Genomic DNA, 23,702 nt, shown 5'->3' with positions numbered 1-23,702 from the left:
AGCTGTCAGATGTTAAGTCCGGCACCTGTAGCAAAACAGGTTAACCAAGATTATTTCTAATTATTCTCTGAATCGCCCCATGCTCTTCAAGAGCGTTTGAGTTTCCCTGAGACAACTGTATTTTCAAAGCCTCTGCACGATCTTTCAGAGGTTTCATTAAAACCTCACCTAGAATAACAGCAAAATAATCAATTCTATCTTTAAAAGGAATTTCCCCTCCTGTTGTTGTTACCAGATTCAAAGGAGCATCCATCAGATAACGAACTGTCTTTTCATACTCAGTTCCTCGAGTTATTTCTATAAAATTAGCAGGAGTCATTTCCGGATTCTCTGTAATCAGCTGGAGTATGCCTTCAAGATGCTCACTTCCGCTTATGTTCATGCGTTTACATAATGCAACAAAGGTATCCAGAGCAAATTCATGGTAAACGGATGATACAACGATAGGCTGCTGGACGATAAAGGCCATCAGTTTTCTCATTGGAGTTTTGAGTATATCCTTAGAGCCAGACTTTATCTCGATGGAAGTATTATCTACGCTGCGTTTGTCCTCTGATTTAGGAGTTTTAACTGTTTCCTTATTATCCTTAAGCATGTCATAAAGCTGATTCTCTGATATTCCAGATGGGCCAGACAACAGCTTTATGCAAACCATCTGAACAGCGCTAAGAGGGATCTGAGCAATAAGCTTAATTGAATTATTGATGAAAACAGACAGTTCATTAGGATCCTGAAGATTAAATGACTGTGAATTATGAAGAACAAGAAATTCAGGATAACTCATTGCATCATCGAGGAATTTTACAAATGCATCCAGCCCCTTCTCTCTTACAAGAGAATCAGGATCGTGCTCTGGAGGAAGAAAAACAAAGCTAATCTCTTTTCCTTCCTGCATGATAGGCGTAATAGTCTGAAGAGCATGCCAGGCCGCATTTCTACCGGCACTATCACCGTCATAACAGAAAACAATCTTATCGGTATAGCGGAACATGGTCTGTATCTGCTCAGGTGTAGTTGCAGTACCTAAAGATGCCACAGCATAAGAACATCCTGCCTGACGAACAGAGATAACATCCATATATCCTTCAACAACAACCAGTCTTTGAGGACGATTATTATTTACAAGAAGGCTTTCGTATAAACCAAACAGTTCCTGCCTTTTTCTATAGATTGCAGTTTCCTTGGTGTTCATATACTTAGGCTTATCGTCACCCATAGTTCTGCCACCAAAAGAGATAATGCGTCCCCTTTTATCGAAAATAGGGATCATTACTCTGTTTCGATACATGGCATGAACACCATACTGGCCCTGAACAAGCAGACCAAGATCTATAAGCTTTTTCTCATCGCCAGGATTTTTGCAGAGAGCATCCTGCAGGTATCTAGGATTTGCTGGAGCAAAGCCTAATCTGCATTTCTGAATTGTTTCGTCTGATAGACCTCTGCTTTTTCTAAAATAATTGTAGCCGACCTGACCTTCAGGACTTTTAAGATAGGATGAGAACAGGCTTGCACACCTATCCATCAAATCGTAGTACTCTTTTAGGCGATCATATTCATCTTTAGAATGAGAGGATGACTTATCATATTCAACCTCAATTCCTGCAAACTGTGCAACTTCCTCAACAGCCTCGACAAATCCCAGATTCTTGTATTTCATTACAAAATCTATTACGTTTCCATGTTCCTTGCAGCCAAAACAATAGAACATCTGTTTGGAAGGAGTTACACTAAAAGAAGGGGTTTTCTCATGATGAAAAGGACAGCAGCAGGTATAGTTTGAACCTGCTTTTTTTAACTGGACATAGTTGTTTATCAGCTTCTCGATAGCAACGTTAGGCAGTAGCTTTTCTGTAATAAAACTTTTCTTGATAAATGGCATTATTGTGTCCTTTTCTTTTTTTCAGAAAAACATTTTACTTAAAAATAAACACTCAATCTTCCTAAGGTATCTATTTTTTTTTAACTTACAGAAAAATTATTTTAAAAACATACAGCAACTAAATAAATTAATAATTATTACTGTTAAAATCGACCATAGTTAAACAGAGATAGATCTAATTTTATAATTTCCCCAAAAACAATAAATTATAAGTTCATATGAAAAACAGTCTGAACAATATCAAAGAGATAAATTCCCTTTTCGACAGGTTATTTCCTCTAAACAGAAGCATTCTTGGTGATGGATATAGAGAATCACTGAAAATCCTTAGTGAATATGTTCCATTTACACTTTTATCCTATCCAACAGGAAAAAGGGTTCTAAACTGGGAAATACCAAAGGAATGGGTTATACACGAAGCCTATATAGAGGATCAAAATAAAAAAAGAATTATCGACTTTAAGGATAACAACCTGAATATCGTTAACTATTCTCAACCTTTTGATGATTTCATTTCCCTTGATGAATTAAAAAAACATATTTTTGTGTCACCATATCTTGATAATGCAATTCCCTATACAACATCCTACTACAAGAAAAACTGGGGATTCTGCATGACACAGAAACAGCTTAAGACCTTAAAGAAGGGGGTCTATCATGCATGTATTAAAAGTGAGTTTAAAGATGGTGAGCTTATAACAGGAGAATGCCTTCTTGAAGGGGAATCAAAGAAAGAAATACTGATAACAGCATATCTGTGTCACCCATCAATGGCCAATAACGAGCTAAGCGGACCAATTGTTCAGGCGATGCTTTATCAGAGAATCAAAAAATGGAAACACCGTCATTTTTCTTACAGATTTATCATAAACCCAGAAACCATCGGTTCCATAGCCTATATTTCAGATCACTATGAGAAACTTAAGTCCAATACATTTGCAGGACTGGTCCTGACCTGTCTTGGAGGATTACAGGAGACCTTCCGACTAAAACGTTCAAGAATGGAAGACTCGCCCCTCGATCTCCTGGTAGACAGAATAAACGATGGAGACTGTATAGATTTCTGGGATGATAATACACCTCAGGATAAACGACATATCAGAGTAGAAAACTTTGATCCATCCTGCGGTTCAGATGAAAGACAGTACTGTTCAACAGGAATTAATCTTCCAGTATCACAGCTTGCAAGAAAGGTTTACGGAACCTACCCTGAATACCATACTTCGCTTGATAATAAAGAACTAATGGGAATTGAAGCTCTTTCAGATTCCTGCAACCAGATTGAAAAACTCTTAGCTGTTCATGAAAAGGAAAAGTATTATCTGAACAAATATCCAAATGGAGAAGTGAAACTAGGAAATTACGATTTATATCCAGGGGTTAACACAAACGGCGCCAGAAAAGATTCAAGCATGGAAGATATTATAAATAATCCATTCTTTATCAAGAAAGTCATGTTTATACTCAATTACAGCGATGGAACAAAACCTCTGTCATATATTGCCAAAAGACTTGGCTGCAGCTGTCAGGAATTGCAGGCAGTAGCTGATATATTAGAAACAAAAGGTCTTATTCAACCTATCGATTAACAAGAGAGGATTTTCTCTGTGAAAAAAGTTGTACTGCTATGTGGATCCCATCCAAGACATCTATACGTAGCCAATGAACTCCTAAATCAGAATATGCTGGCAGGAATGGTTATGGAGATTAGGGAAAGTTTTGAGCCTATTCCTCCTGCTGCACTTTCTGAACAGGATAAGGAAAACTTCATTCTTCACTTTAACAGACGCGCCGAATCTGAGAATAGATTTTTTAAAAAGACAGATCCTGCGATCTTCAAAGAGCACATTCCTTTTTTAGAAGTTAATCTCGAAGAACTGAATTCAGACAAAACTTATGAGTTTGTTAAAAGCCTAAAGGCAGATCTTATGATTTCTTACGGAATCCATAAGCTCGACGACAAGTTTCTGAGTCTCCACCAGCGTAATAATTTCAATATTCATGGTGGTCTATCTCCATGGTTCAAGGGAAACACAACTCTTTTCTGGCCTTTCTATATGCTAAGACCAAACTGGGCCGGCATAACCATTCACAGGCTAACACAAAAACTCGATGGAGGAGAAATTCTTCATCAGAGCCTACCAGAGCTGCAATTTGGAGACACAATGCATGATGTGGCAAATAAGGCTGTTATACAGGCAACAGATGATCTTATGAGAATCATCCAGATGCATGACAACGGCAAAGAGCTTATCTGTCATGAACAGAAAGGAAACGGAAAACTGTTTTTAAGCGATGACTGGTCACCTCAGACTCTGAGAGTAATCTATAACCTTTTTAATGACAGGATTGTCGATATGTTTTTAAAAGGAGAAATTACCAGTAATCCACCTAAAATTGTTAATTTTTTCAGCGAAAATTAGCTGATTTAATTCAAAATTCATTCAGAATTGCAAAAAAAAAGTAGATTTGCGTTTTAATGTATAGATACTAAAATATACCAATATTTTATTAAAAATAAGATTAAGTATCAGAACGTGTCACTTTGGGGATAAAATGTCAGCATATGTATTTGGCGACCTTCACGGTTGTTATGATGAGTTTTCAAAACTTCTTCATAAAATTGATTTTACTGCAGGAAAAGATGAACTTTATCTGACAGGAGATCTAATCGGAAGAGGCCCTCATCCTGAAAAAACACTTGATACAATCATTAATCTGAAACAGAAATTTCCAGATAAGATTCATTGTGTACTGGGCAATCATGACCTAAATTTTCTGGCAATTACAGCCGGTTTTCATGCTGCAAGAAAAAAGGATAATCTTGAAGGATTACTTGCTTCAGAGAAGCTTGACCGTTACCTTCAGTTCTATTATTCAACTCCTTTAATTTACATCGATCACAGCAAAAAGCTCGCCGTAAGTCATGCTGGAGTTTATCCTATGTGGGATCTTGAAGAGGCTCAAAAGCATTCGGATGCCTTTTCCGCAGTACTGGCCGATCCTCTGACACGTAAACTCTTTCTTTCAAATATGTATGCCGATCATCCTGTCAGCTATACAAAAGAACTTGAATACAGCGATCTGAATTACTGGAGATTTATCGTTAATGCATTCACCAGAATGAGACTTTGCGATAAAAAACTGAACCTTGACTACGGGCATTCAGACTGTTCACTAAAGGAAGCTGAAAAGGATCATCTGTATCCATGGTTTAAGTACGGTAAACCTTACATGTACAGGAATTCAGCATATACTCTAGCATTCGGTCATTGGGCTGCACTAAACGCAGAATGTAATGAAAAGAATATTATCGCACTTGATACTGGTTGCGTATGGGGAAACAAGCTAACCTGTCTTTGCGTTGAAAACGGCAAAAAAACTACCGTCAAATCAGGTGTAAAAATCGAATTCAGTTCAATGAAGAAAAGCAGTTAGGCTCTCTTCCAGGTTTCAAATACGTATTCAAAACCACAGCTTTCAGAATAGAAAGTCTCACTTTCTTCAAGTTTGAACGGATAAGATGAGAAATCAGGGAATCTGGTGTCACCATCAACGGATTTTCTGATTCTTGTAAGATGAAGAACAGTAGCCAGAGGAAGTGCCTCTTCATACATGCGGGCTCCACCAATAACCATCAGAGTCTTATCTCCGACCAGTTCAATGGCTTCCTTAAGGCTCTTTACGACTACCAGGCCATCAACCTTCTTATCAAAAGTTGAACTTACCATAATATTCAGACGATTTGGTAGAACTCGACCGATTGACTCAAAAGTTCTTCTGCCCATCACTACAGGATGGCCTGTAGTGATTGCTTTAAAATGTTTAAGATCTTCAGATAAATGCCAAGGAATTTCACCTTTATTACCAATTACATAGTTATCAGCAAGAGCAACAATTATCTGAATATCTGCCATTTTTATGCCTTATAAATAAACTCTGGACCATCATCTTCATCATCGAAATCGTCATCATCATCGAAACGATTCTCAGGAAGTTCTGGTTCTGTCCATACAAAGTTCTCTGCCTTAGGTTTCTCAGGCTCCTGCTGCTCTTTGAGTTTAACCTCATCAACAAGATCCTGCAGAGCATAAAGCAGCTCAGGAACACCGGTCTTGTTCAAACCGGAAATAATGAAGGTCTTCTCAGGCTTAACTTCAACAGCATCAATAATACGCTGAAGAGTCTCCTGAGCCTCTTCTTCAGTACCAAGATCAACCTTGTTGGCAACAAGCCAGCGAGGCTTGTTGTACAGCTCATGAGCATACTGCTTAATCTCGTTCTCGATAACCATAACATTATCTACAGGATCTGACTCATCCAGAGGATGAACATCAACAAGATGAACAAGAACACGACAGCGCTCAAGATGCTTTAGGAAACGATGACCTAAACCAGCACCTTCAGAAGCGCCTTCAATAAGACCAGGAATATCTTCAATAACAAAAGATCTTCCCTCTGAGGTCTTAACAACACCTAATGAAGGAACAAGGGTTGTGAAAGGATAGTCAGCAACCTTTGGTTTTGCAGCAGAAACAGAGCGGACAAATGTTGACTTACCGGCATTTGGGAGACCAACCAGACCAACATCAGAAACAAGCAGCATCTCCAGTTTTAACTGTCTTCTTTCGCCTGGAGTACCGTTTGTCTTCTGTCTTGGAGCCTGATTGGTTGCAGACTTAAAGTGGGTATTGCCATATCCATGACGACCACCACGTGCAACACATAGGCCTTCCCCCTCTTTACGAAGGTCACCGATTACTTCACCGGTTGCCATATCTGTTACACGAGTTCCTACAGGAACAAGCAGAACCTTATCTTCACCTTTAGCGCCTGTACAGTCTGATGTACCACCATTCTTACCGCGCTCAGCCTTGTAGAATTTGGTAAATCTGAAATCAACCAAAGTATTCAGATTTGTATCAGCACGTAAATATACGTTGCCGCCATCGCCACCGTCGCCACCATCTGGGCCGCCACGAGGAATATATTTTTCTCTTCTAAAGCTGACAATGCCATTACCACCATCACCAGCTTCTACTCGGATCACGGCTTCATCAACGAATTTCACCTGACTATCCTCCTGATTTCTAGGTGGCAACAGCAGCCACAACTAAAGAAAAACTAATGTACAGACTAAAAAGGCCCGCCGGAGCGAGCCTCTTTATTGTAACTCTTAAGAATTACTGCTGAGTCTCAACGATCTCAACAAACTTACGGCCCTTAGAACCACGAGTTACGAAGGTAACCTTACCATTTGCCTTAGCAAATAGAGTGTCATCCTTACCTAAACCAACGTTTGCACCTGCATGGAAATGTGTACCACGCTGACGAACGATGATGCTACCTGCGGTAACTACTTCACCAGCATAAGCCTTAACGCCTAGACGCTGACCTTGTGAGTCACGGCCGTTACGTGATGAACCACCAGCTTTCTTGTGTGCCATTTCAGTTCTCTCCTAATATTACTGATTAATACCAGTAATCTGTAAATCGGTAAACCACTGACGGTGACCTGTCACCTTCTGGTGGTGCTTACGACGACGGAATTTAACAATCTTAATCTTCTCGCCACCGTGTGCGCCTAATACCTTAGCGGTAACCTTAGCGCCATCAATGTAAGGAGCGCCAACTTTAATGTTGGTGCCATCTGATACTAATAGAACTTTATCTAGTTCGATATCGCTGCCAGCCTCAGCATCAAGAAGCTCAACGCTTAGCACGTCGCCCTCTGAAACCTTGTGCTGCTTGCCGCCGCAAAAAATAACTGCGTACATGCTCAAACTCCGAATAAATGCAGGAGTTCGTCTCCCGCAATCAAACAAAACTTTGCCCTCTAGGGCCATAATGGGTCAATATTTTACAGACAATAAGAATAAAAAGCAAGTCTATTTAAATAGACTCACAATTAATATTTGTTCTGGCTTGAAGCTTCCATTAATACATAGAAATTAATATTTGTATTAACTGACCTATAAAAGCGGTACGAATTTTAATTCTAAATAAGATTAATTTCAAGAAATTTATTAATTGAAATTAATATAATGATACAATACTGCTGATAACAGAGAGAAATGCATGGAAAACCAAGACATTATTATTCAGCAGGATTTAAATTCCGTTGAAGGAATTTTATCGTCTGTTCTGACAGACTCTATTTATGAGGCTTCAATTAATGAAATGTGCCTCAGAGTCGTCAAATCTGGCGGAAAAAGAATGAGACCTATGTTAACTCTTATGGCATGGCGTGCCTTAGGAGGAAAAGGAGACATAAAGTCTATTCACAATTTTGCCGCCGCCACAGAACTTCTTCATACAGCTACACTTGTACATGATGATGTTATCGACAGGGCTACAGTAAGAAGAGGAAAAGAAACATTAAACGAAACAGAGGGAAATCATGCGGCTGTTCTTGCAGGAGATTACCTGTTTACAAGATGTTTCTTCTGCATCCATGACATTAATAACCAAAGAATAGCAAGTATGCTCAACAATACTTTGGCATCTCTGGTTTCCGGTGAAATCAAACAGCTTCATACTCAGGGTGATTTAAACATCTCAATCGCCGATTATGAACATACTATATACTGTAAAACCGGAGCTCTGTTCGAATTAGCAACTGCCGGTGCCGGTATCTTAAGCGGCGAGTCGGACGAGGTTATATCCACTCTTCAGGAGTATGGAAAACAGCTTGGCATAGCATTCCAGGTTGCAGACGATATTCTTGATTACACTTCATCTTCACAAACTCTCGGAAAGAATATCGGAGAGGATCTTGAGGACGGCAGAATTACCCTACCGCTGATTCTTGCTTTACAGAACTGTTCTGCTGATGACAGAAAACTTCTGGAAGAAGCAATAAGAAATGTAAATCTTGATTCTGTACTTAACTTTATTAACAAAACAGATTCCATCCAAAAATCAAAGGATTTTGCGCTAGCCGCGGTTGAAAAGGCAAAGAAAGCTCTGGCCAGATTGCCTCAATCGCAATACAGAGAAAATCTAGAAGCTCTTGCGTTAAAAGCTGCGACAAGAAACAACTGATTTTCTTTGTACATTTTCTAATCGAATATTAAACTTCAACTATAAGCAGGATCTTTTCTTATTCAGGAAATCAAAATGCAAGAGACAACCTTTTTATATACTTATGATCTTAATATGACCATGACCCTTGGTCTGGCTGTTATCCTGCTATGTATAGGTCATTTCATAAAAAAAATATTCCCTATTCTTACAAAATACTTTATTCCTTCACCAGTATTAGGCGGAATTATTTTTTCTATAGTTACCTTTATAGGTCACCAGACACATACATTTAATTTCACTTATGACGAGCAGCTAAAGAATCTGCTGATGATTGCCTTTTTCACCACTATCGGCTTTACAGCTAGTTTCAGAATGCTGATTAGTGGAGGTCTTGGAGTAGCACTATTCCTATTCTGCTCAATTATTCTGATTGTGATTCAGAACGGAATTGGTGTCGGAATTGCAGAGCTTTTCGGTGAATCACCTTTACTGGGAATGGCGGCAGGCTCAATTCCTCTTACCGGAGGTCACGGAACATCAGCTGCATTCGGACCAGAACTTCAGAGATATGGTCTTGATGCCGGCCTGACAGTATCAATCGCAGCAGCAACCTTTGGTCTTGTAGCAGGCTCTATCATTGGCGGTCCTGTTGGAGAAAGATTAATAGCAAAGTTCCACTGCCATAATGCAGATAACTCTGTCTCTAACAGAGATATGGTTGAAGGTGTTCTGACACAGGAAGAGAAGACAATGAGTGAATCTCAGCTCATGGCTGGATGTGCCTATATCATCATATCAATGGTTCTAGGTAGTTTCATCATCACAGGACTTAAGAATATAGGTGTAATCTTACCAGCATATATTGGTCCTATGATTATCGCTTCAATAATTCGAAACTATTTTGATATGAAAGGAAAACATATTCCTATCAGAACAATCAACGTAATAGGCAGTCTTTCACTGCAGTATTTCCTTGCAATGGCTCTAATGACAATGAGACTGTGGGAACTTATTGATCTTGCAATTCCATTGTTTACTATTCTTATTGTTCAGACCATTGTTATGGCTTTATTTGCCTACTTTGTGACATTCAGAATCATGGGTAAGGATTATGATGCAGCTGTAATCTGCGTTGGACAGTGCGGTTTTGGAATGGGTGCAACTCCTAATGCCATGGCAAATATGTCTACCTTTACAGGTGGTAACGGACCATCTCCAAAGGCATTCTTTGTTGTTCCTATGGTTGGCGCTTTATTTATCGACTTTGTGAACGCGTTTATTATTACGATGTTCCTGCAGTTTTTCGGTTAACCCGTTTTAAAGGCAAAAAAAATCAGGTTCATACTAGTATGACCTGATTTTTTTTAAACCGAAGACTAATCAAAAGGATTATCTAAATAGATAGTCTGATCTCTTTCAGGGCCAGTTGAAAGAATTGCAACCTTAGCACCTGATAGCTCTTCTAATCTCTTGATATAGTGTTTTGCATTCTCAGGGAGATCATCCCACTTGGTAATACCAAAGGTTGATTCCTTCCAGCCTGGCATAGACTCATAAACAGGAGTGATACCCTCATACTCATGAGCTGATAAAGGAGGAAGCTGGCTGATTGAGCCATCCTTTAACTTGTAAGCGGTACAGATCTTGATCTCATCCATTCCATCAAGAACGTCCATCTTCATAAGAGCAAGACCGGTTAATGAGTTGATAGTTACAGCTCTGCGCATTGCAACAGCATCATACCAGCCTGTACGACGAGGTCTACCTGTAACAGCACCAAACTCAGCACCGCGCTTACGGATTCCTTCGCCGACCTCATCATTCAGTTCTGTTGGGTATGGACCACCACCAACGCGAGTGGTGTAAACCTTAGCAATACCAAGAACATAATCAATGTGAAGAGGACCTGCACCAGAACCGGTTACACAGCCTCCAGCAACAGTGTTTGATGAAGTTACATATGGGTATGTACCATAATCAATGTCTAAGAATGTACCCTGAGCTCCTTCAAATAGGATCTTCTTATTAGCACGACGACCGTTATCCAGGATCAGAGATACGTCATCAACCATTGCAAGTAATCTGTCGCGAACACCTTCAATGTACTCAAGAACAGATTCAAAGCTTACTTCTGGCTCATGGTAGTAATTCTTTAACTGGAAGTTTCTGTACTCAAGTAGAGCCTTTAATTTCTCCTTGAAGTTTTCCATGTCATAAAGGTCACCGACCCTTACACCACGACGGGCAACTTTATCTTCATAGCAAGGACCGATTCCTCTGCCTGTTGTGCCGATTGCGCCCTTACCTCTTAGTTTCTCAGAGCCTTTATCAATAGCAGGATGAACAGGAAGAAGCAGAGATGAAGCACCAGAAATCTTGATTCTAGACTCTACATTCTCTACACCAGCCTTGTTTAATTCTTCAATTTCTTCAAATAACGCACCTGGATTTACAACAACACCAGAGCCGATCAGGCACAGGCAATCCTTATGTAAAATTCCAGAAGGAACAAGTCTTACAACAACCTTTTTGTTTCCTACAACCAGAGTGTGACCAGCATTGTTACCACCCTGACTGCGAACAACAATATTAGCTTTTGAAGTCAGTAAATCAGCGATCTTACCTTTACCTTCATCGCCCCATTGTGTACCAAGCACAATAACATTATTAGGCATTTTGTTTTTATCCTCGTTCCGAATTATTGCCAAAAAAAAATACCTAAACCATTATACAAAAATGATTTAGGTATGTGATTAATTTGTAGCTTTTGCACCATTTGCGTTATTAAAGAACTTAAAGAACTCGCTGTCAGGTTTCAGTACTAAAACATCCTTTCCTGACGTCATTGACTTCTTATAAGCATCCATTGACCTTAAGAATTCAAACAACTGAGGATTCTGTTTGTAGGCCTGAGCGTAAATTCTTGTAGCTTCCGCATCGCCCTCGCCTCGAAGAGTTCTTGCCTGACGCTCTGCCTCTGCGATCTTCACAACAACCTCTCTGTCCGCATGAGCCTTGATTGCTTCAGCTTCCTTTCTACCCTGAGATCTGTGAAGTTTTGCCACTGCATCACGCTCAGCACGCATACGCTGATAAATGGAATTTGAAACTTCTGGAGGAAGATTAATCTGTTTGATTCTAACATCAACAATCTTGATACCAAGAGCCTTTGCAGATGCGCCGATATCCTTTAAAGCGTTCTGCATAACCTCATCTCGCTTAGACTGACTGGCAACAGCAACTACCTCAGAATCAGTTGAATCGAACACGTTATCATCTTCTGGAGTTGATGTGTTCTTGCCTGAGTTCTGACCAGATACAATCTGATGAATTGTAAGTCTACCAATCTGACTTCTCAGAGAGTTATTAATACGACGTCTTAACAGCTCTTCAGCCTGCATCTTGTTACCACCTGCAGTGGTCAGATAATAGGTCGCAGCATCAAGAATCTGCCACTTAACGTATGAATCGATGATAACGTCTTTCTTCTCTGAGGTAACGAATCTGTCAGCAGATGAGCTGATGGTCTGAATCTTTACATCCAATGCTTTTACCTGATCGATGAAAGGAGCCTTGAAGTGAAGACCTGGATCTACAATTTCAAGCTTGCCGTCAGAAGCTCTTACAACCTTACCGAATCTGGTTACAATTCCCTTAGTACCTTCTGTTACAACATATAAACTGTTAAAGCCGATAAAAGCCAGAACAAATAACAGAATAAGTCCGATATTTAAAGTATTCTTATTCATTATCTACCCCTTCTTGATGAAGTTCCGTAAGTGCTCTGAGTATTTCCTGATAAAGGAGGATATGACTCGGTTACAGTTACATTATCCTTATCTGTCAGATCCTTGGTATTTACACTGCTGTTATCCTCTAAGGCCTTTGGCTTAGAAGGTAGCTGCTGCATACCATTCTGAGGAAGAGGAAGATAAAGTACAGGAGATGAACCTTTAGGAGTATCCAGAAGAATCTTCTGAGACTTTGAGAGAACATCCTGCATGGTTTCAAGGTAAATTCTGGTCTTGGTGATTTCAGGAGCAGCATTGTACTCAGGAAGAACCTTTTCGAATCTTGCAACCTCACCTTCTGCCTTCAGAACAACCTGTGAACGATAACCTTCAGCTTCCTGTCTGATTCTCTGAACCTGACCTTCAGCCTTTGGAAGAACTTCGTTTGCATAAGCCTCAGCCTCACGTTTGTATCTCTGCTCATCTTCCTGTGCGGCGATAGCATCATCAAAGGCTTCTTTTACCTGTTCAGGAGCTCTTGCAGGAAGGAAGTTAACATCAACAATAGTAAGACCGGTATTATATGGCTCAATAATTGAGGTCAGAAGCTCACGGGTGGTCTGTCTTACCATCTCTCTACCGGAAGTTAGAATGTCATCCATCAGAGTATGGCCAACAACATATCTTAAGGCACTGTCGGTTGCTTCAAGAAGAGTATTGTCTGGATTTACAACAGAATACAGATATTTAACAGGATCTGAAATTCTGTACTGAACATCCATTTCAACAATAACAACGTTCTCGTCCTCAGTCAGCATGGTGCCTGATGACTGGATAGAACGAACCTGTTCAATATCAACAACATTAACAGTATCGATACCGGAGAATTTCCATCTCAGACCGGAATCAACAACGTTATAAACCTTACCAAAACGAAGAACAACGCCCTTCTCAGCCTCTCTTACGGTGTAGAATCCGCTGAAGATATAAAAGCCAAGAATAACGGCAACAATAAGACCAATCAAATTGAGACTTGGCTTATCCTGTTTTGAACCACCATTTGATCCTGATTTCTTGTTGCCAAGAAAATTCTTTAAAAGATTCAGAATCTCCTGAACAGGATCATTATTGCGTTTAACGGTACGCCCCCAAGGGTCCGTGTTTTTCTGTTTATCTTCGTCTGAAGAATTATTTGAGCCAGGAGCATTCCAGCCCATTAGATCTTTATTATTTTCCATAGTTTCTAATTCACTGAGTCAAAATCAAATTCGTTACTTTTCTTCCAAGGCTTTTCCAGTGATGAACAGCACAATGAAAGTTCTCCGTTGGTCTTGCTATCTATAATAGAAGCCTCAACCGCTGTAATTCTTATGTTAAGTACAGCAAATCCCTCATCATCATAACTTTCTGAATCTACCGATTTTGCTGCATATAAAAGACTGCGTAATCTTCCATTTTCAGCTCCTATCTTAACAGTAAATTCACATAAATTATCAGATAATAATTCGCTAACTGCTGATAATAAATTATCAATGCCCCATCCGGTCTTTGCACTTACATAGACTCGGGTTGGTTTTCCGCTTTCATCTCTTATGATATTTCTGGCACAGTCTTTTACAAGGTCAGCCTTGTTGTAGACAATTAGAGTTTTTACCTCTGAGGCGCCAACCTGTTCCAGAACTGCATTTACAGCATCAATATTGGACTCTTTTCTCTCATCGGAAGCGTCCACAATATGCATTAAAAGATCAGCCTGAGCAGTTTCTTCCAATGTTCCTTTAAAGGCAGCAACAAGATCGTGAGGAAGATGTCTTATGAAGCCAACAGTATCAGCCAAAACTGTTTTTCCCACGACAGGAAGCTCAATTGTACGAAGAGTAGGATCCAATGTCGCAAACAGCTGATTTGCAGCGTAAACCTTAGCATTGGTAAGAAGGTTGAATAGAGTTGATTTTCCTGCATTGGTATAACCAACAAAGGAAACAACCGGAATGGCATTTTTCTTTCGAAGACTGCGGTTCTGCTCGCGTCGAGATGCCACTACTTCAAGAGACTTTTTAATAGCAGCTATTCTTTCTCTTAATGCACGTCTATCAAGCTCGATCTGAGTTTCACCAGGTCCACCTCTAAGACCAAAACCACCTTTCTGTCTTTCAAGGTGAGTCCAACCTCTGACCAGACGAGCCTGCTCGTATTGAAGCTGAGCAAGTTCTACCTGTAATTTACCTTCATAAGTGCGGGCTCTCTGAGCAAAAATAGTGAGAATAAGAGCGACTCTATCCATCACTCTTACACCGAAGGCTTTTTCAAGATTTCTTTCCTGAGCAGGAGTTAGACTGTTGTTGAAAATTACAGTCTGAACATCAAGTGCATTAACTAAAGAGGCTACTTCCTCGACCTTACCTGAGCCGATGAAGGTGCTAGGATCCGGAGCATCTCTTTTACAAGAAACACTCTCGACGACATCACCTAATGCAGATTCTGTTAGAAGCTGTAATTCTTTTAGGTCTTCTTGTGATTGAATCTGAGTTAACTCAACATGCACTAATAGCGTCGAGCCTAACGACTCAAACTCTTGTTTGGGCATTATGAATCAGTCTCAAATTGAACAAATGTTTATTCTGCAGATTGATTTTCTTCTTCTTTCTCGTCGCCAGTAGTGATATTAACTGCGCGAGCAGGAACGATGGTTGAAATTGCATGCTTATAAACCATCTGGCTTACCTGGTTCTTTAACAGAACTACGAACTGGTCGAAAGACTCAACCTGTCCCTGAAGCTTGATTCCATTTACAAGGTAAATTGAAACGACAATATGTTCCTTACGTAATGCGTTTAAGAATGGATCTTGAAGTGATTGTACTTTAGCCATGTTAAATCCCTAGTTATATTTATTTTATCGGGCAATCTTGAAGTTGAGAATTCAGCTGTAACCGCGAATTTCTCACTTCCCTTATCATCTTATTTTATTGATGACAAAAAGCCATCAGTGCTACTTATGCAAGTAACACCATTATTGTAGCAATAAACTGATGTTTTTTTTATAAATGTTTTAATTTTTAGCAAATAAATGTAATTTTTTTAAGATTATGTTAGCCGATTCACTAAAATTGAGGCTTCTTTACGATCAGAAGTTGCGAATTTTCGGAAATTAATCGAAGAAATTACTTGCAGAAGGAAAATGGAACAGATTGATAAAAATGGACAGTACAGATAAAAAATGGTCTCAGATTAACTGAGACCAACGGAAAAATAATGAAATTTTATATGAAATTAAGCAAATAGTTCTGCTGGCATATCAGGCATTGCACCTGCCTGAGTACAAACGTATGCAGAAATTTTTACTGCTTTTTTATGAGCCTCAACCAGAGAATCGCCCTGCATTAAACGGCTGATAAAGGTTGCAGTGAATGAGTCACCAGCACCAACAGTATCAACAACCTCAACCTTAGGTGTTGGCAGAACAGAAATCTCATCATTTAAGAATACAGTACTCTGAGATGCTCCTTCAGTGAAGATAAAGCAGTAGATGCCAAGGCTCTTCAGATATTCATAGTAAGCAGCAGCAGTCTTTTCCTGTAATCTTGCAAACTCACATAAAACAGGTAGCTCGTCTTCATTGCACTTGAAGATTTCAGTCCTCTTTAAAGAAGCTTCAATAATTTCTCTTGAGAAGTAATTACGGCGAAGATTTACGTCAAATACGCGTAATGAACCTTTTGGCATTGCATCTAATAAGGCCATGATGGTTCTGTGTGAAACGTTTCCACGCTGAGCCAGTGAACCAAAGCACATCAAATCAAGCTGTCTTGCAATTCCAAGTGCTGTTTCGGTCAGAGGAATATTGTCGTATGCAGTATCTTCAACGAAAGTATATGTTGGAACGCCATCATCAGTTAAATCAACGTTTACAGCACCGGTTTCCTTAGTATTTTCAATTAGAAGTGCAGGTAAAAATCTTGCAGCTAAAAGGTTGCGAGCCTGAAAACCTAATGAATCAGTACCAACAGAACTGATTGCAAGTGACTCTAGACCATTCTGTCTGCAGTGGTATGCAAAATTTGCAGGAGCTCCACCAATCTTTGGGCCTGTTGGGAATACATCAAATAGCACCTCACCAAGGCCGGCACACTTTACTTTTTTACCTTTAAATTTTGAAAAATCTAGCATTTTTATCTCCTAATAAAACTGTTGCTGCTAGGTATCTACACTGCAAAATAATCCGTTAATTCCCAGTATGAAATCCTGCTTTTCTTTTGAAATAACTATCCTGGACAGTCTTTTCAAAAAAGGATCCATACTAGTCTGCGTTAGGGCTAGATGTGGAAGCCCTACGCAGCAGCATGGATTTTAAACACACGTTATTAACCTTGTCTCTGCTGCCATTAATACGTTCCAAAACCATAGTGGCAGCCATTCTTCCCATTTCTTCAACTGGCTGACATACGGAAGTAATAGGTGTCGGATAAAAACGGCACCAGTTGCTGTCTCCGTAGGAAACCACTGAAACATCATTTGGGATCTTGAATCCTTTCAGGTTAAGAGCATATAGAATTCCTGATGTAATCGCGTTGTTAGCACCAATAATCGCAGTTGGTCTACTGCCTTTTGCTCTTAACATTAAAATATTTGTCTGTTCAAACGCACCGATAAACAGTTCTTCGTATGAATCAGCGATAATTTCGTGAATTTCTGTTTTAATACCAGACTGCTCAACTCCGGCACATCTCTGAGAGAATGTGTAAACTTTTTTTGAACCAGAGATAAAAGCGATTTTCTCGTGACCAAGTTCCTGCAGATAATCTAAAACCTGCTGAACTCCACCGAGATTGTCCTCAATTACACTATCAAAATTCAGCTCATTCAGGTGTCTGTCTACCAGTACCACCGGCATATCAATAAAATCATTAGCAACAGTTTTGCAAAATTTTGCAGTCGGCATAATGATAAGGCCGCGTAAATTAAGAGGAGCCCACTGTTTCAGGATCTTTGCCTCAAGAGAACTCTGCTCATAATTACAGCCAACGATCACAGAGTAGTTCTGTGAATCAAGATAATCTGTCACTGATTTAACAATTGCATTTGAGAATGAATTGGTTAAATCAGCTGCTATAACACCAATCAACTTGCTTGAGGATGCAACAGTTATGTCATCTCTCAGCTTCTGTAGATAGCCCATCTTCTCAGCAGCATTCAAGACCTTATGTCTGGTTTCTAGAGAAACCATGTCTGGTTTTTTTAATGCTCTGGAGACTGTGGAAGGTGAAATTCCAAGATGTTCGGCGATCTGTGAAATATTAACCATATTTTTTATTTTTCTACCCCAAATCTCTTCGCAGATTATATAAATGAAAAAATTTGTTGTGGTGAAAATGTTTTCAATCTTTGAATATTATCAAATTACTATATGCAATTTTTTGCATTTGCACAATTATACATAATTCTTAAATAACCTCAAAATAATAACTTCAGATAAGTAATTTTTGGGGAGATTATACTTTACAACTGGATTCGCTAGTTTTTTAATTCAATATATATCCCTTATTTAACATAGAGTTATCTTGTTAATTAGACCATCAAAACTGCTCTATATATGAGTTCTAGCAATAAAGAATCGTCTTCATAAATATTAGTTTTTTTGCATTTTTTTACACATTGCAAAATTTTGCATAATATTTTGTGAATAAAAATATTTTTTTAAATTTAACAGTATGGCATTATGCATATCGCAATTTTTTGCACCGCAAGCGCGGACGTAAGGACAAAGGAAATTTAAACAAATGAACAAAAAACTCTTACTGTGGGCTATTACTTCAGCCTTAGCAGGTTTCTTATTCGGTTTTGATACCGTAGTTATTTCAGGTGCTGAAAGTAAAATTCAGCAGTTATGGTCTCTTTCTGGCTCAATGCATGGTTTAGCAATTTCTGCTGCACTATGGGGAACCGTTTTAGGTTCTATTTTCGGTAGTATCCCTACTGCAAAATACGGAAGAAAAAAGACCCTTATTTTTAACGGTGTACTATTCCTAGTAGGTGCTATCGGTTCTGCTGTAGCATGGAACGTATCATCATTCTTCATCTTCCGTTTCATCGGTGGTCTTGGAATCGGTATTTCTACTATTGCAGCACCTCTGTTTATTTCAGAAATCTCACCTGCTGGTGATAGAGGTAAACTTACCGGTTTATTCCAGTTCAACATCGTGTTCGGTATTCTAATCGCATTCTTCTCTAACTATGTGATTGCAAACATCGCACCTGATGAGTCTGCATGGCGCTGGATGTTAGGTATTCAGGTTATCCCATCAATCATCTACACCATCATGTGTTTCTCTCTACCAGAGTCACCACGTTGGTTAATCGTTGATGCTAAGAACGAAGCAGAAGGTAAGATGGTATTCGCTTTAATCACCCCAGAGATGTCTGACAACGAGTTAAATGAGCTTGTTTCAACTGTTAAGGCATCAGCAGCTGAGGAAGGCAAGTTAAAGCAGAGCGCATCAAAGTTCTTCTCAAAGAGACTTCGTTACCCAATTCTGTTTGCATTCCTAATTGCAGCATTCAACCAGTTATCAGGTATTAACATTATTCTTTACTTCGCTCCAAGACTTTTAGGTCTAGCAGGTATCGAGGATCCAGTAGCAGCTTCAATCGCTCTTGGTGTAACCAACCTGATTGCAACATTCATTGGTATTCGCTTAATCGACCTTCTAGGTCGTAAGACCCTACTTTTAATCGGCTGTGTTGGCTATATTGCATCTCTATCAGTATGTACCTATGCATTCTTCCACTTCGAAGAGCTTAAGGTTGTTTCAAATGCAATTGATACCGCTTCAACTGCAGAACAGTTAATCAACATGAACAACGAGACTGTATTCTTCACCGCTGACGATAAGTCAAAGGCTGAGGTTGCTTACGAGACTGCAAAGAAGAAGTTATCTGATTCAACTCAGAAGGCTTCATACACCGGTACCAAGGTTGCATTTGACGGTGAGTCTTTAGAAGAGGTTCGCGATATTGCCCTACAGGTTAAGCACGAAGCTTCATCTTCACTAGGCTCAGTAAGTACCTTAGTACTTGTATGTATGATTACCTTCATTGCATCACACGCAATCGGTTCAGGTACCATCATCTGGGTATTCATCTCTGAAATCTTCCCTAACGATCAGAGAGCTGCCGGTCAGTCTCTAGGTTCTGCAACTCACTGGGTATTCGCTGCAGGTCTAACTCTGCTGTTCCCAATTGCAATTGCAAACTTCGATGCTGGCTACATGTTCGGTTTCTTCGCTCTAATGATGATTGTTCAGATTATCTGGTGTGCAATCATGATGCCTGAGACCAAGGGTAGAACTCTTGAGGAAATCGGTGAAGCTTTATCATCAAAATAATAAAGTAACAAATTTTCCATACTAACGTTTATCAGGGCACCTTATCACAAGGTGCCTTTTTTATATCAGGTCAATATATAATGGTCTGGCGAAGCTGTTTTATCCGAAATTCAATATGAATAAAAGCGAACTGATTGAAAAAATAAAAAAACTTCTAGCTCTATCTGACAGTTCCAATCCCAATGAGGCTGCCATTGCACTTTCAAGAGCACAGAAGCTGATGGAAAAATATAAAATTGAGACAGCAGAACTTAATTTAGGCAATGACATTGGAGAAATAATGTTAAAGCCTTTAAGTGCCCTGACAACACAAACAAGTATGAATCTTCTGCTCTCTATCATCAAAAAAGCATTTGGAATCGAATCTATTCTGCACACCCGCAACTCAAAGATTCAAACTGTCAGCCTTATTGGACCGACAGATCTTTTAGAGTGCTGTGAATACATTTTTACAGTTTTATCCAGACAGGCTGCAGCTGCAATTGGAAACTATTCCAGTACCATCGAATGCGAGGTGTTGTTAGAGACTTTCCAGAATCCTCGCCTTCTCTTGGCCATAGAGCAGCACGTTCCTCCTTTTTACAGGATAGCAATTGAGCCATTTTTCTGTTTTCTGCAGGTAATATCTGAAGAACTTAATTTGACTGAAACTAAGATTGATTACAACTATCTGAAAGGAATATCAAAAAGATTCAAAGATGCAAGAAACGAAGCCTACAAAAATCTTCCTGAATGGAGAGTAACCGAGCTGAAAAGATTATTCTCTTCAAAAGTTAAAGAAAAGAAAAACGCCTTCATCCTGGGGTATTTCAAATCTATTGAGAAAAAAATTGAAGAATATGCATTAACAGAGAAAACGGAGAACAGTATCACTGCCTACATATCTCATAAATATCCTGCTCTAACACAGAGCAGAAAACATTATATGTCCTCAAGTAAAGCTGCAATCGAGGCTTATCAGAAAGGAGTAAATGAAGGAAGCAAGGTCACACTCAACTCTGCCATAAAGGATCGCGCTCCCAGAATTCTCGAAGTTGAAATGAAGATATAATCAGTTCTTCTGTGAAACAAAAAATATCTCTTCAAGCTTTAAGAGTTTATCTTTTAATTTAAACTCCTCTACACCGGTATAAGAACCGATTCTGAGTACTGCACTATCAGTAGTATCATAGGTTTTCCATTTTATAAGAGTGTTCTTTGAGCCATCTGAATTTGGATCTCCTGTTTTCAGAAAATTCAAAAGTCTCATATGAAATACCTGAGCTACATCTCTGGTCTTATCACTGGCATCCTGTGGCAGATTCAAAAAGGCATATTTCAGTTCAGATGAGTGATGTACACCAGAACCATCTTTATTGGAACTCTTTGGAAGATAATCAAAATGATAAACATAAACTTTCTGAGTTTTTGAAAGATTATCCGCAAATATTTTCATTCCAAGATTAAACATTACATCACCAAGAAATTCTGAAGTTTTTGCAAAAGATGAGCTTTTTTCGGTGATTTTATAGAGATTTTTTAAAGATTCTGCCGTTTTTTTATCAAAATTTGCATAAAAACCTGAAATCAGGTCATTTTCACTGATATCAGGATTAACAAACATGGTTCCTTCATCTGTGTTATACCCCATAAGCACAGTTACATCGTTATAATTCCCCTTCTTAAGCTCATGATATGGTGATTTTGGAATAATATTTCCGTCAAAGTAAGGAACCATGAAGGAGCCACGATTGTTTGCAAAGTTATAGTCATAGGCACAGTGATATGCCAGAAGAAACGGATCAAGTGAACGCAGCATATCAATACCGGTATCAGAATCATCCACACCAAACTCAGAGAAGAGTTTCTGACTTCTGCTCACAGCAATCTCGTGATTCTGCTCGGTATTAAAGCCTAAAAATGGATAGGATATAAGAGTGCCGCTTTCCAGAACAGCTTTCTGAAAAAGACCTTTAAGCTGAGGATTCAGAATAAGAGCCGATGCTGCCATAGCACCGGCAGAGTTACCTCCAACAGTAATATTGGAAATATCCCCACCAAAACTACCTATGTTCTTATTTATCCACTTCAAAGCCTCTATGATATCCATAAGGCCCCAGTTTCCACTTGTACCGTATTTTGTAAGTAGTTTTTTGGAATACAGAAAGCCTTCTGCTCCCAGTCGATAATTCAAGGTAACGGTTATAATGCCGTCTTTTGCAAACTGACTGCCATCATACAGAGGGATACTTCCTGAACCTGCAGCAAAAGCTCCACCATGAATCCATACATATACAGGAACTCTGCTGTCAGGATTAATACCTTTAGGTCGGAAGATATTCAGACACAGATAATTGGCTCCTCCACTCTGAGTTGAGTCGTAATTTAAAAAGGCTGACTGAGGGGCAATCGGACAGAATCTGCTGGCAGTGAATTTTTTACTGAATGGCAGAACTGCAACAGGCGGAGCAAAGCGAAGTTCATCTGTTACGGTCTGGGCGTATGGAATTCCTCTGAATACTTCAACACCGTTTAAATCCTCTCCTTCTATCTGACCTGCAGGAGATTCAACCAGAGGTGCTGACTGCGCAGCATTTAAGACAGCCAGAAAGACAAGAGTCAGAAGAGAGGATACAAGCTTCATTTACAATCTCTATCAGGAATAAAGGAAGATACCTTAATTATAGGTAGAGATACAAAGCTATCCGTGATTTAATTCAGAAATCACCGAGGAGAGTCAGTCTAGTAAAGAGAGAACTCCTTTAAGGAATCCAATACTATCTTAAGATTGTCAGGATCTCCTATATTCAGTCTCTTTTTTACCAGATAATTCTGATCTTTGGACAGAGAGCCTCTAAGCCAGGTCATCTGATGCTTTGCAAGGTGAGCAGTTGCAATAACACATTGTTCAACCATCTCATTCTTATCATATTTCCCGTCCAGATATTCCCATACCTGACGGTAGCCAACACATCTCATTGACGGCATATCAAGATTCAGATCACCGCGAGACTTAAGTTTGGAAACCTCATCAATCAGACCGTTGTCCACCATTAGTTCAAATCTTTTGCGGATAAGCTTTCTTAATTCTTCCCTGTCATCATTCTTTGGAAGCAGAATGAATTCTAAGCGCTCAAAAGGACAGCTGTCAGTTTTGGTATCAAAGAAGGAGCTCATGGCTCTTCCTGTCATTTCGTAGATTTCAAGAGCACGAGAAACTCGCTGCTTGTCATTTGGGTTTAGCTTTTCATAAGATACAGGATCAACATCCTTCAGTCGCTCATGCATCTTCGGCCAGCCGTAAACCTGAGCCTCACTGGCAATCTTTTCTCGAACCTTGGGATCTGTCTGAGGAAGAGGAGACAGTCCATCAACCAGAGCCTTGTAATACATCATGGTGCCACCGCAGATAACAGGCAGAGCACCTCTTTTTGTTATTTCGTCTACAAGTCTTATGCAATCCTCTCTGAAATTTGCAGCACTGTAGCTTTGTGCAGGATCGCAGATATCAATAAGATGATGAGGAACGGATTCCTGCTCTTCTCTGGTAGGCTTAGCGGTACCGATATCCATCTCTCTGTATATCAGAGCAGAATCAAGACTGATAATCTCAATCTTAAGATGCTTTGCCAGATTCAGAGCTAAAGATGTCTTACCTGATGCGGTTGGTCCAAGAATAACCAGAGCTTTATTTTTCATA

21 protein-coding genes are annotated in these 23,702 nt (G+C 39.5%); 7 read left to right on the top strand and 14 right to left on the bottom strand.

Annotation, left to right across the window (positions count from 1 at the left end; translation table 11 throughout):
- Positions 1-40: 40 nt before the first annotated feature.
- Entirely contained in the window at positions 41-1,882 is a 1,842-nt protein-coding gene (gene dnaG / locus B5D46_RS03640; RefSeq protein ID WP_078928278.1) for a DNA primase, read from the bottom strand.
- A gap of 218 nt (positions 1,883-2,100) precedes the next feature.
- Between dnaG and B5D46_RS03635 the strand changes: the two genes are divergently transcribed.
- The 3 genes from B5D46_RS03635 to B5D46_RS03625 all read left to right on the top strand — a co-directional run bounded on the left by B5D46_RS03635 (position 2,101) and on the right by B5D46_RS03625 (position 5,320).
- The gene (locus B5D46_RS03635; RefSeq protein WP_200805010.1) at positions 2,101-3,471 is read left to right on the top strand and encodes a DUF4910 domain-containing protein; all 1,371 of its coding nucleotides are present in this window, start codon (positions 2,101-2,103) and stop codon (positions 3,469-3,471) included.
- A gap of 18 nt (positions 3,472-3,489) precedes the next feature.
- On the top strand, positions 3,490-4,305 hold the full coding sequence (locus tag B5D46_RS03630) for a formyltransferase family protein (protein WP_200805009.1): 816 nt from the start codon (positions 3,490-3,492) through the stop codon (positions 4,303-4,305).
- Positions 4,306-4,438: 133 nt separating this feature from the next.
- A complete protein-coding gene (locus B5D46_RS03625) occupies positions 4,439-5,320 on the top strand; it encodes a symmetrical bis(5'-nucleosyl)-tetraphosphatase (protein WP_078928277.1) in 882 nt (293 codons plus the stop codon).
- Here the strand turns inward: B5D46_RS03625 and B5D46_RS03620 are convergent.
- From B5D46_RS03620 to rplU, 4 genes are all read right to left on the bottom strand, one after another.
- A complete protein-coding gene (locus B5D46_RS03620; protein WP_031491642.1) occupies positions 5,317-5,799 on the bottom strand; it encodes a dihydrofolate reductase in 483 nt (160 codons plus the stop codon). The two genes, B5D46_RS03625 and B5D46_RS03620, sit on opposite strands and share 4 nt — an antisense overlap.
- Before the next feature lie 2 nt (positions 5,800-5,801).
- Positions 5,802-6,953, bottom strand: coding sequence for an Obg family GTPase CgtA (gene cgtA, locus B5D46_RS03615; RefSeq protein ID WP_078928276.1), 1,152 nt, complete (start codon positions 6,951-6,953; stop codon positions 5,802-5,804).
- Between the two features lie 112 nt (positions 6,954-7,065).
- Positions 7,066-7,329: a 50S ribosomal protein L27 gene (rpmA, locus tag B5D46_RS03610; protein WP_031491644.1), complete on the bottom strand. Its 264-nt coding sequence runs from the start codon at positions 7,327-7,329 to the stop codon at positions 7,066-7,068.
- A gap of 18 nt (positions 7,330-7,347) precedes the next feature.
- The gene (gene rplU / locus B5D46_RS03605; RefSeq protein WP_031491645.1) at positions 7,348-7,659 is read right to left on the bottom strand and encodes a 50S ribosomal protein L21; all 312 of its coding nucleotides are present in this window, start codon (positions 7,657-7,659) and stop codon (positions 7,348-7,350) included.
- Positions 7,660-7,960: 301 nt separating this feature from the next.
- On the opposite strand from rplU, the gene B5D46_RS03600 reads away from it, so the two are divergent.
- Together B5D46_RS03600 and gltS are read left to right on the top strand one after the other, a co-directional pair.
- The gene (locus tag B5D46_RS03600; RefSeq protein WP_078928275.1) at positions 7,961-8,926 is read left to right on the top strand and encodes a polyprenyl synthetase family protein; all 966 of its coding nucleotides are present in this window, start codon (positions 7,961-7,963) and stop codon (positions 8,924-8,926) included.
- Positions 8,927-9,001: 75 nt separating this feature from the next.
- Positions 9,002-10,219 carry a sodium/glutamate symporter gene (gene gltS, locus B5D46_RS03595; protein ID WP_078928274.1) on the top strand — a complete coding sequence of 406 codons (1,218 nt, stop codon included), beginning with the start codon at positions 9,002-9,004 and terminating at the stop codon, positions 10,217-10,219.
- Between the two features lie 65 nt (positions 10,220-10,284).
- Here the strand turns inward: gltS and B5D46_RS03590 are convergent, their stop codons facing one another.
- From B5D46_RS03590 to B5D46_RS03560, 7 genes are all read right to left on the bottom strand, one after another.
- Positions 10,285-11,583, bottom strand: a complete 1,299-nt coding sequence (locus B5D46_RS03590) for an adenylosuccinate synthase (RefSeq protein WP_078928273.1) — start codon at positions 11,581-11,583, stop codon at positions 10,285-10,287.
- Between the two features lie 78 nt (positions 11,584-11,661).
- The gene (gene hflC / locus B5D46_RS03585; protein WP_078928272.1) at positions 11,662-12,657 is read right to left on the bottom strand and encodes a protease modulator HflC; all 996 of its coding nucleotides are present in this window, start codon (positions 12,655-12,657) and stop codon (positions 11,662-11,664) included.
- Positions 12,657-13,856, bottom strand: coding sequence for an FtsH protease activity modulator HflK (gene hflK, locus B5D46_RS03580; protein ID WP_078928301.1), 1,200 nt, complete (start codon positions 13,854-13,856; stop codon positions 12,657-12,659). Before hflK ends, hflC begins: the two co-directional genes overlap by 1 nt.
- Positions 13,857-13,882: 26 nt before the next feature.
- On the bottom strand, positions 13,883-15,226 hold the full coding sequence (gene hflX, locus B5D46_RS03575; RefSeq protein ID WP_078928271.1) for a ribosome rescue GTPase HflX: 1,344 nt from the start codon (positions 15,224-15,226) through the stop codon (positions 13,883-13,885).
- Between the two features lie 29 nt (positions 15,227-15,255).
- Entirely contained in the window at positions 15,256-15,510 is a 255-nt protein-coding gene (gene hfq / locus B5D46_RS03570) for an RNA chaperone Hfq (RefSeq protein WP_031491652.1), read from the bottom strand.
- Between the two features lie 401 nt (positions 15,511-15,911).
- The gene (locus tag B5D46_RS03565; protein ID WP_078928270.1) at positions 15,912-16,808 is read right to left on the bottom strand and encodes a PfkB family carbohydrate kinase; all 897 of its coding nucleotides are present in this window, start codon (positions 16,806-16,808) and stop codon (positions 15,912-15,914) included.
- 130 nt (positions 16,809-16,938) lie between these two features.
- Positions 16,939-17,943: a LacI family DNA-binding transcriptional regulator gene (locus B5D46_RS03560; protein WP_078928269.1), complete on the bottom strand. Its 1,005-nt coding sequence runs from the start codon at positions 17,941-17,943 to the stop codon at positions 16,939-16,941.
- 475 nt (positions 17,944-18,418) lie between these two features.
- On the opposite strand from B5D46_RS03560, the gene B5D46_RS03555 reads away from it, so the two are divergent.
- Both B5D46_RS03555 and B5D46_RS03550 read left to right on the top strand, forming a co-directional pair.
- On the top strand, positions 18,419-20,023 hold the full coding sequence (locus B5D46_RS03555) for a sugar porter family MFS transporter (RefSeq protein WP_078928268.1): 1,605 nt from the start codon (positions 18,419-18,421) through the stop codon (positions 20,021-20,023).
- Positions 20,024-20,138: 115 nt separating this feature from the next.
- Positions 20,139-21,074 (top strand): DUF2786 domain-containing protein, encoded by a 936-nt coding sequence (locus B5D46_RS03550; protein WP_078928267.1) that lies wholly within the window; start codon positions 20,139-20,141, stop codon positions 21,072-21,074.
- On the opposite strand, the gene B5D46_RS03545 is transcribed toward B5D46_RS03550, so the two are convergent.
- On the bottom strand, positions 21,075-22,646 hold the full coding sequence (locus B5D46_RS03545) for a carboxylesterase/lipase family protein (RefSeq protein ID WP_078928266.1): 1,572 nt from the start codon (positions 22,644-22,646) through the stop codon (positions 21,075-21,077).
- A 98-nt stretch (positions 22,647-22,744) separates the two neighbouring features.
- A complete protein-coding gene (gene miaA, locus B5D46_RS03540) occupies positions 22,745-23,701 on the bottom strand; it encodes a tRNA (adenosine(37)-N6)-dimethylallyltransferase MiaA (RefSeq protein ID WP_078928265.1) in 957 nt (318 codons plus the stop codon).
- Position 23,702 lies beyond the last annotated feature (1 nt).

The organism is Succinivibrio dextrinosolvens DSM 3072, assembly GCF_900167015.1.
Classification (GTDB): domain Bacteria; phylum Pseudomonadota; class Gammaproteobacteria; order Enterobacterales; family Succinivibrionaceae; genus Succinivibrio; species Succinivibrio dextrinosolvens.
Note: the sequence above shows the minus strand (reverse complement) of the source record. Positions and strands in the feature narration are given on the sequence as shown.

Excerpts from the sequence above, each read along its gene's own strand:
- dnaG (WP_078928278.1), bottom strand. The coding sequence starts at position 1,882 with ATGCCATTTATCAAGAAAAGTTTTATTACAGAAAAGCTACTGCCTAAC.
- miaA (WP_078928265.1), bottom strand. The coding sequence starts at position 23,701 with ATGAAAAATAAAGCTCTGGTTATTCTTGGACCAACCGCATCAGGTAAG.
- B5D46_RS03635 (WP_200805010.1), top strand. The coding sequence starts at position 2,101 with ATGAAAAACAGTCTGAACAATATCAAAGAGATAAATTCCCTTTTCGAC.
- B5D46_RS03555 (WP_078928268.1), top strand. The coding sequence starts at position 18,419 with ATGAACAAAAAACTCTTACTGTGGGCTATTACTTCAGCCTTAGCAGGT.
- hflK (WP_078928301.1), bottom strand. The coding sequence starts at position 13,856 with ATGGGCTGGAATGCTCCTGGCTCAAATAATTCTTCAGACGAAGATAAA.
- B5D46_RS03600 (WP_078928275.1), top strand. The coding sequence starts at position 7,961 with ATGGAAAACCAAGACATTATTATTCAGCAGGATTTAAATTCCGTTGAA.
- B5D46_RS03620 (WP_031491642.1), bottom strand. The coding sequence starts at position 5,799 with ATGGCAGATATTCAGATAATTGTTGCTCTTGCTGATAACTATGTAATT.
- hfq (WP_031491652.1), bottom strand. The coding sequence starts at position 15,510 with ATGGCTAAAGTACAATCACTTCAAGATCCATTCTTAAACGCATTACGT.
- B5D46_RS03625 (WP_078928277.1), top strand. The coding sequence starts at position 4,439 with ATGTCAGCATATGTATTTGGCGACCTTCACGGTTGTTATGATGAGTTT.
- B5D46_RS03550 (WP_078928267.1), top strand. The coding sequence starts at position 20,139 with ATGAATAAAAGCGAACTGATTGAAAAAATAAAAAAACTTCTAGCTCTA.
- rplU (WP_031491645.1), bottom strand. The coding sequence starts at position 7,659 with ATGTACGCAGTTATTTTTTGCGGCGGCAAGCAGCACAAGGTTTCAGAG.
- B5D46_RS03590 (WP_078928273.1), bottom strand. The coding sequence starts at position 11,583 with ATGCCTAATAATGTTATTGTGCTTGGTACACAATGGGGCGATGAAGGT.
- B5D46_RS03565 (WP_078928270.1), bottom strand. The coding sequence starts at position 16,808 with ATGCTAGATTTTTCAAAATTTAAAGGTAAAAAAGTAAAGTGTGCCGGC.
- hflC (WP_078928272.1), bottom strand. The coding sequence starts at position 12,657 with ATGAATAAGAATACTTTAAATATCGGACTTATTCTGTTATTTGTTCTG.
- hflX (WP_078928271.1), bottom strand. The coding sequence starts at position 15,226 with ATGCCCAAACAAGAGTTTGAGTCGTTAGGCTCGACGCTATTAGTGCAT.
- B5D46_RS03545 (WP_078928266.1), bottom strand. The coding sequence starts at position 22,646 with ATGAAGCTTGTATCCTCTCTTCTGACTCTTGTCTTTCTGGCTGTCTTA.
- gltS (WP_078928274.1), top strand. The coding sequence starts at position 9,002 with ATGCAAGAGACAACCTTTTTATATACTTATGATCTTAATATGACCATG.
- rpmA (WP_031491644.1), bottom strand. The coding sequence starts at position 7,329 with ATGGCACACAAGAAAGCTGGTGGTTCATCACGTAACGGCCGTGACTCA.
- B5D46_RS03560 (WP_078928269.1), bottom strand. The coding sequence starts at position 17,943 with ATGGTTAATATTTCACAGATCGCCGAACATCTTGGAATTTCACCTTCC.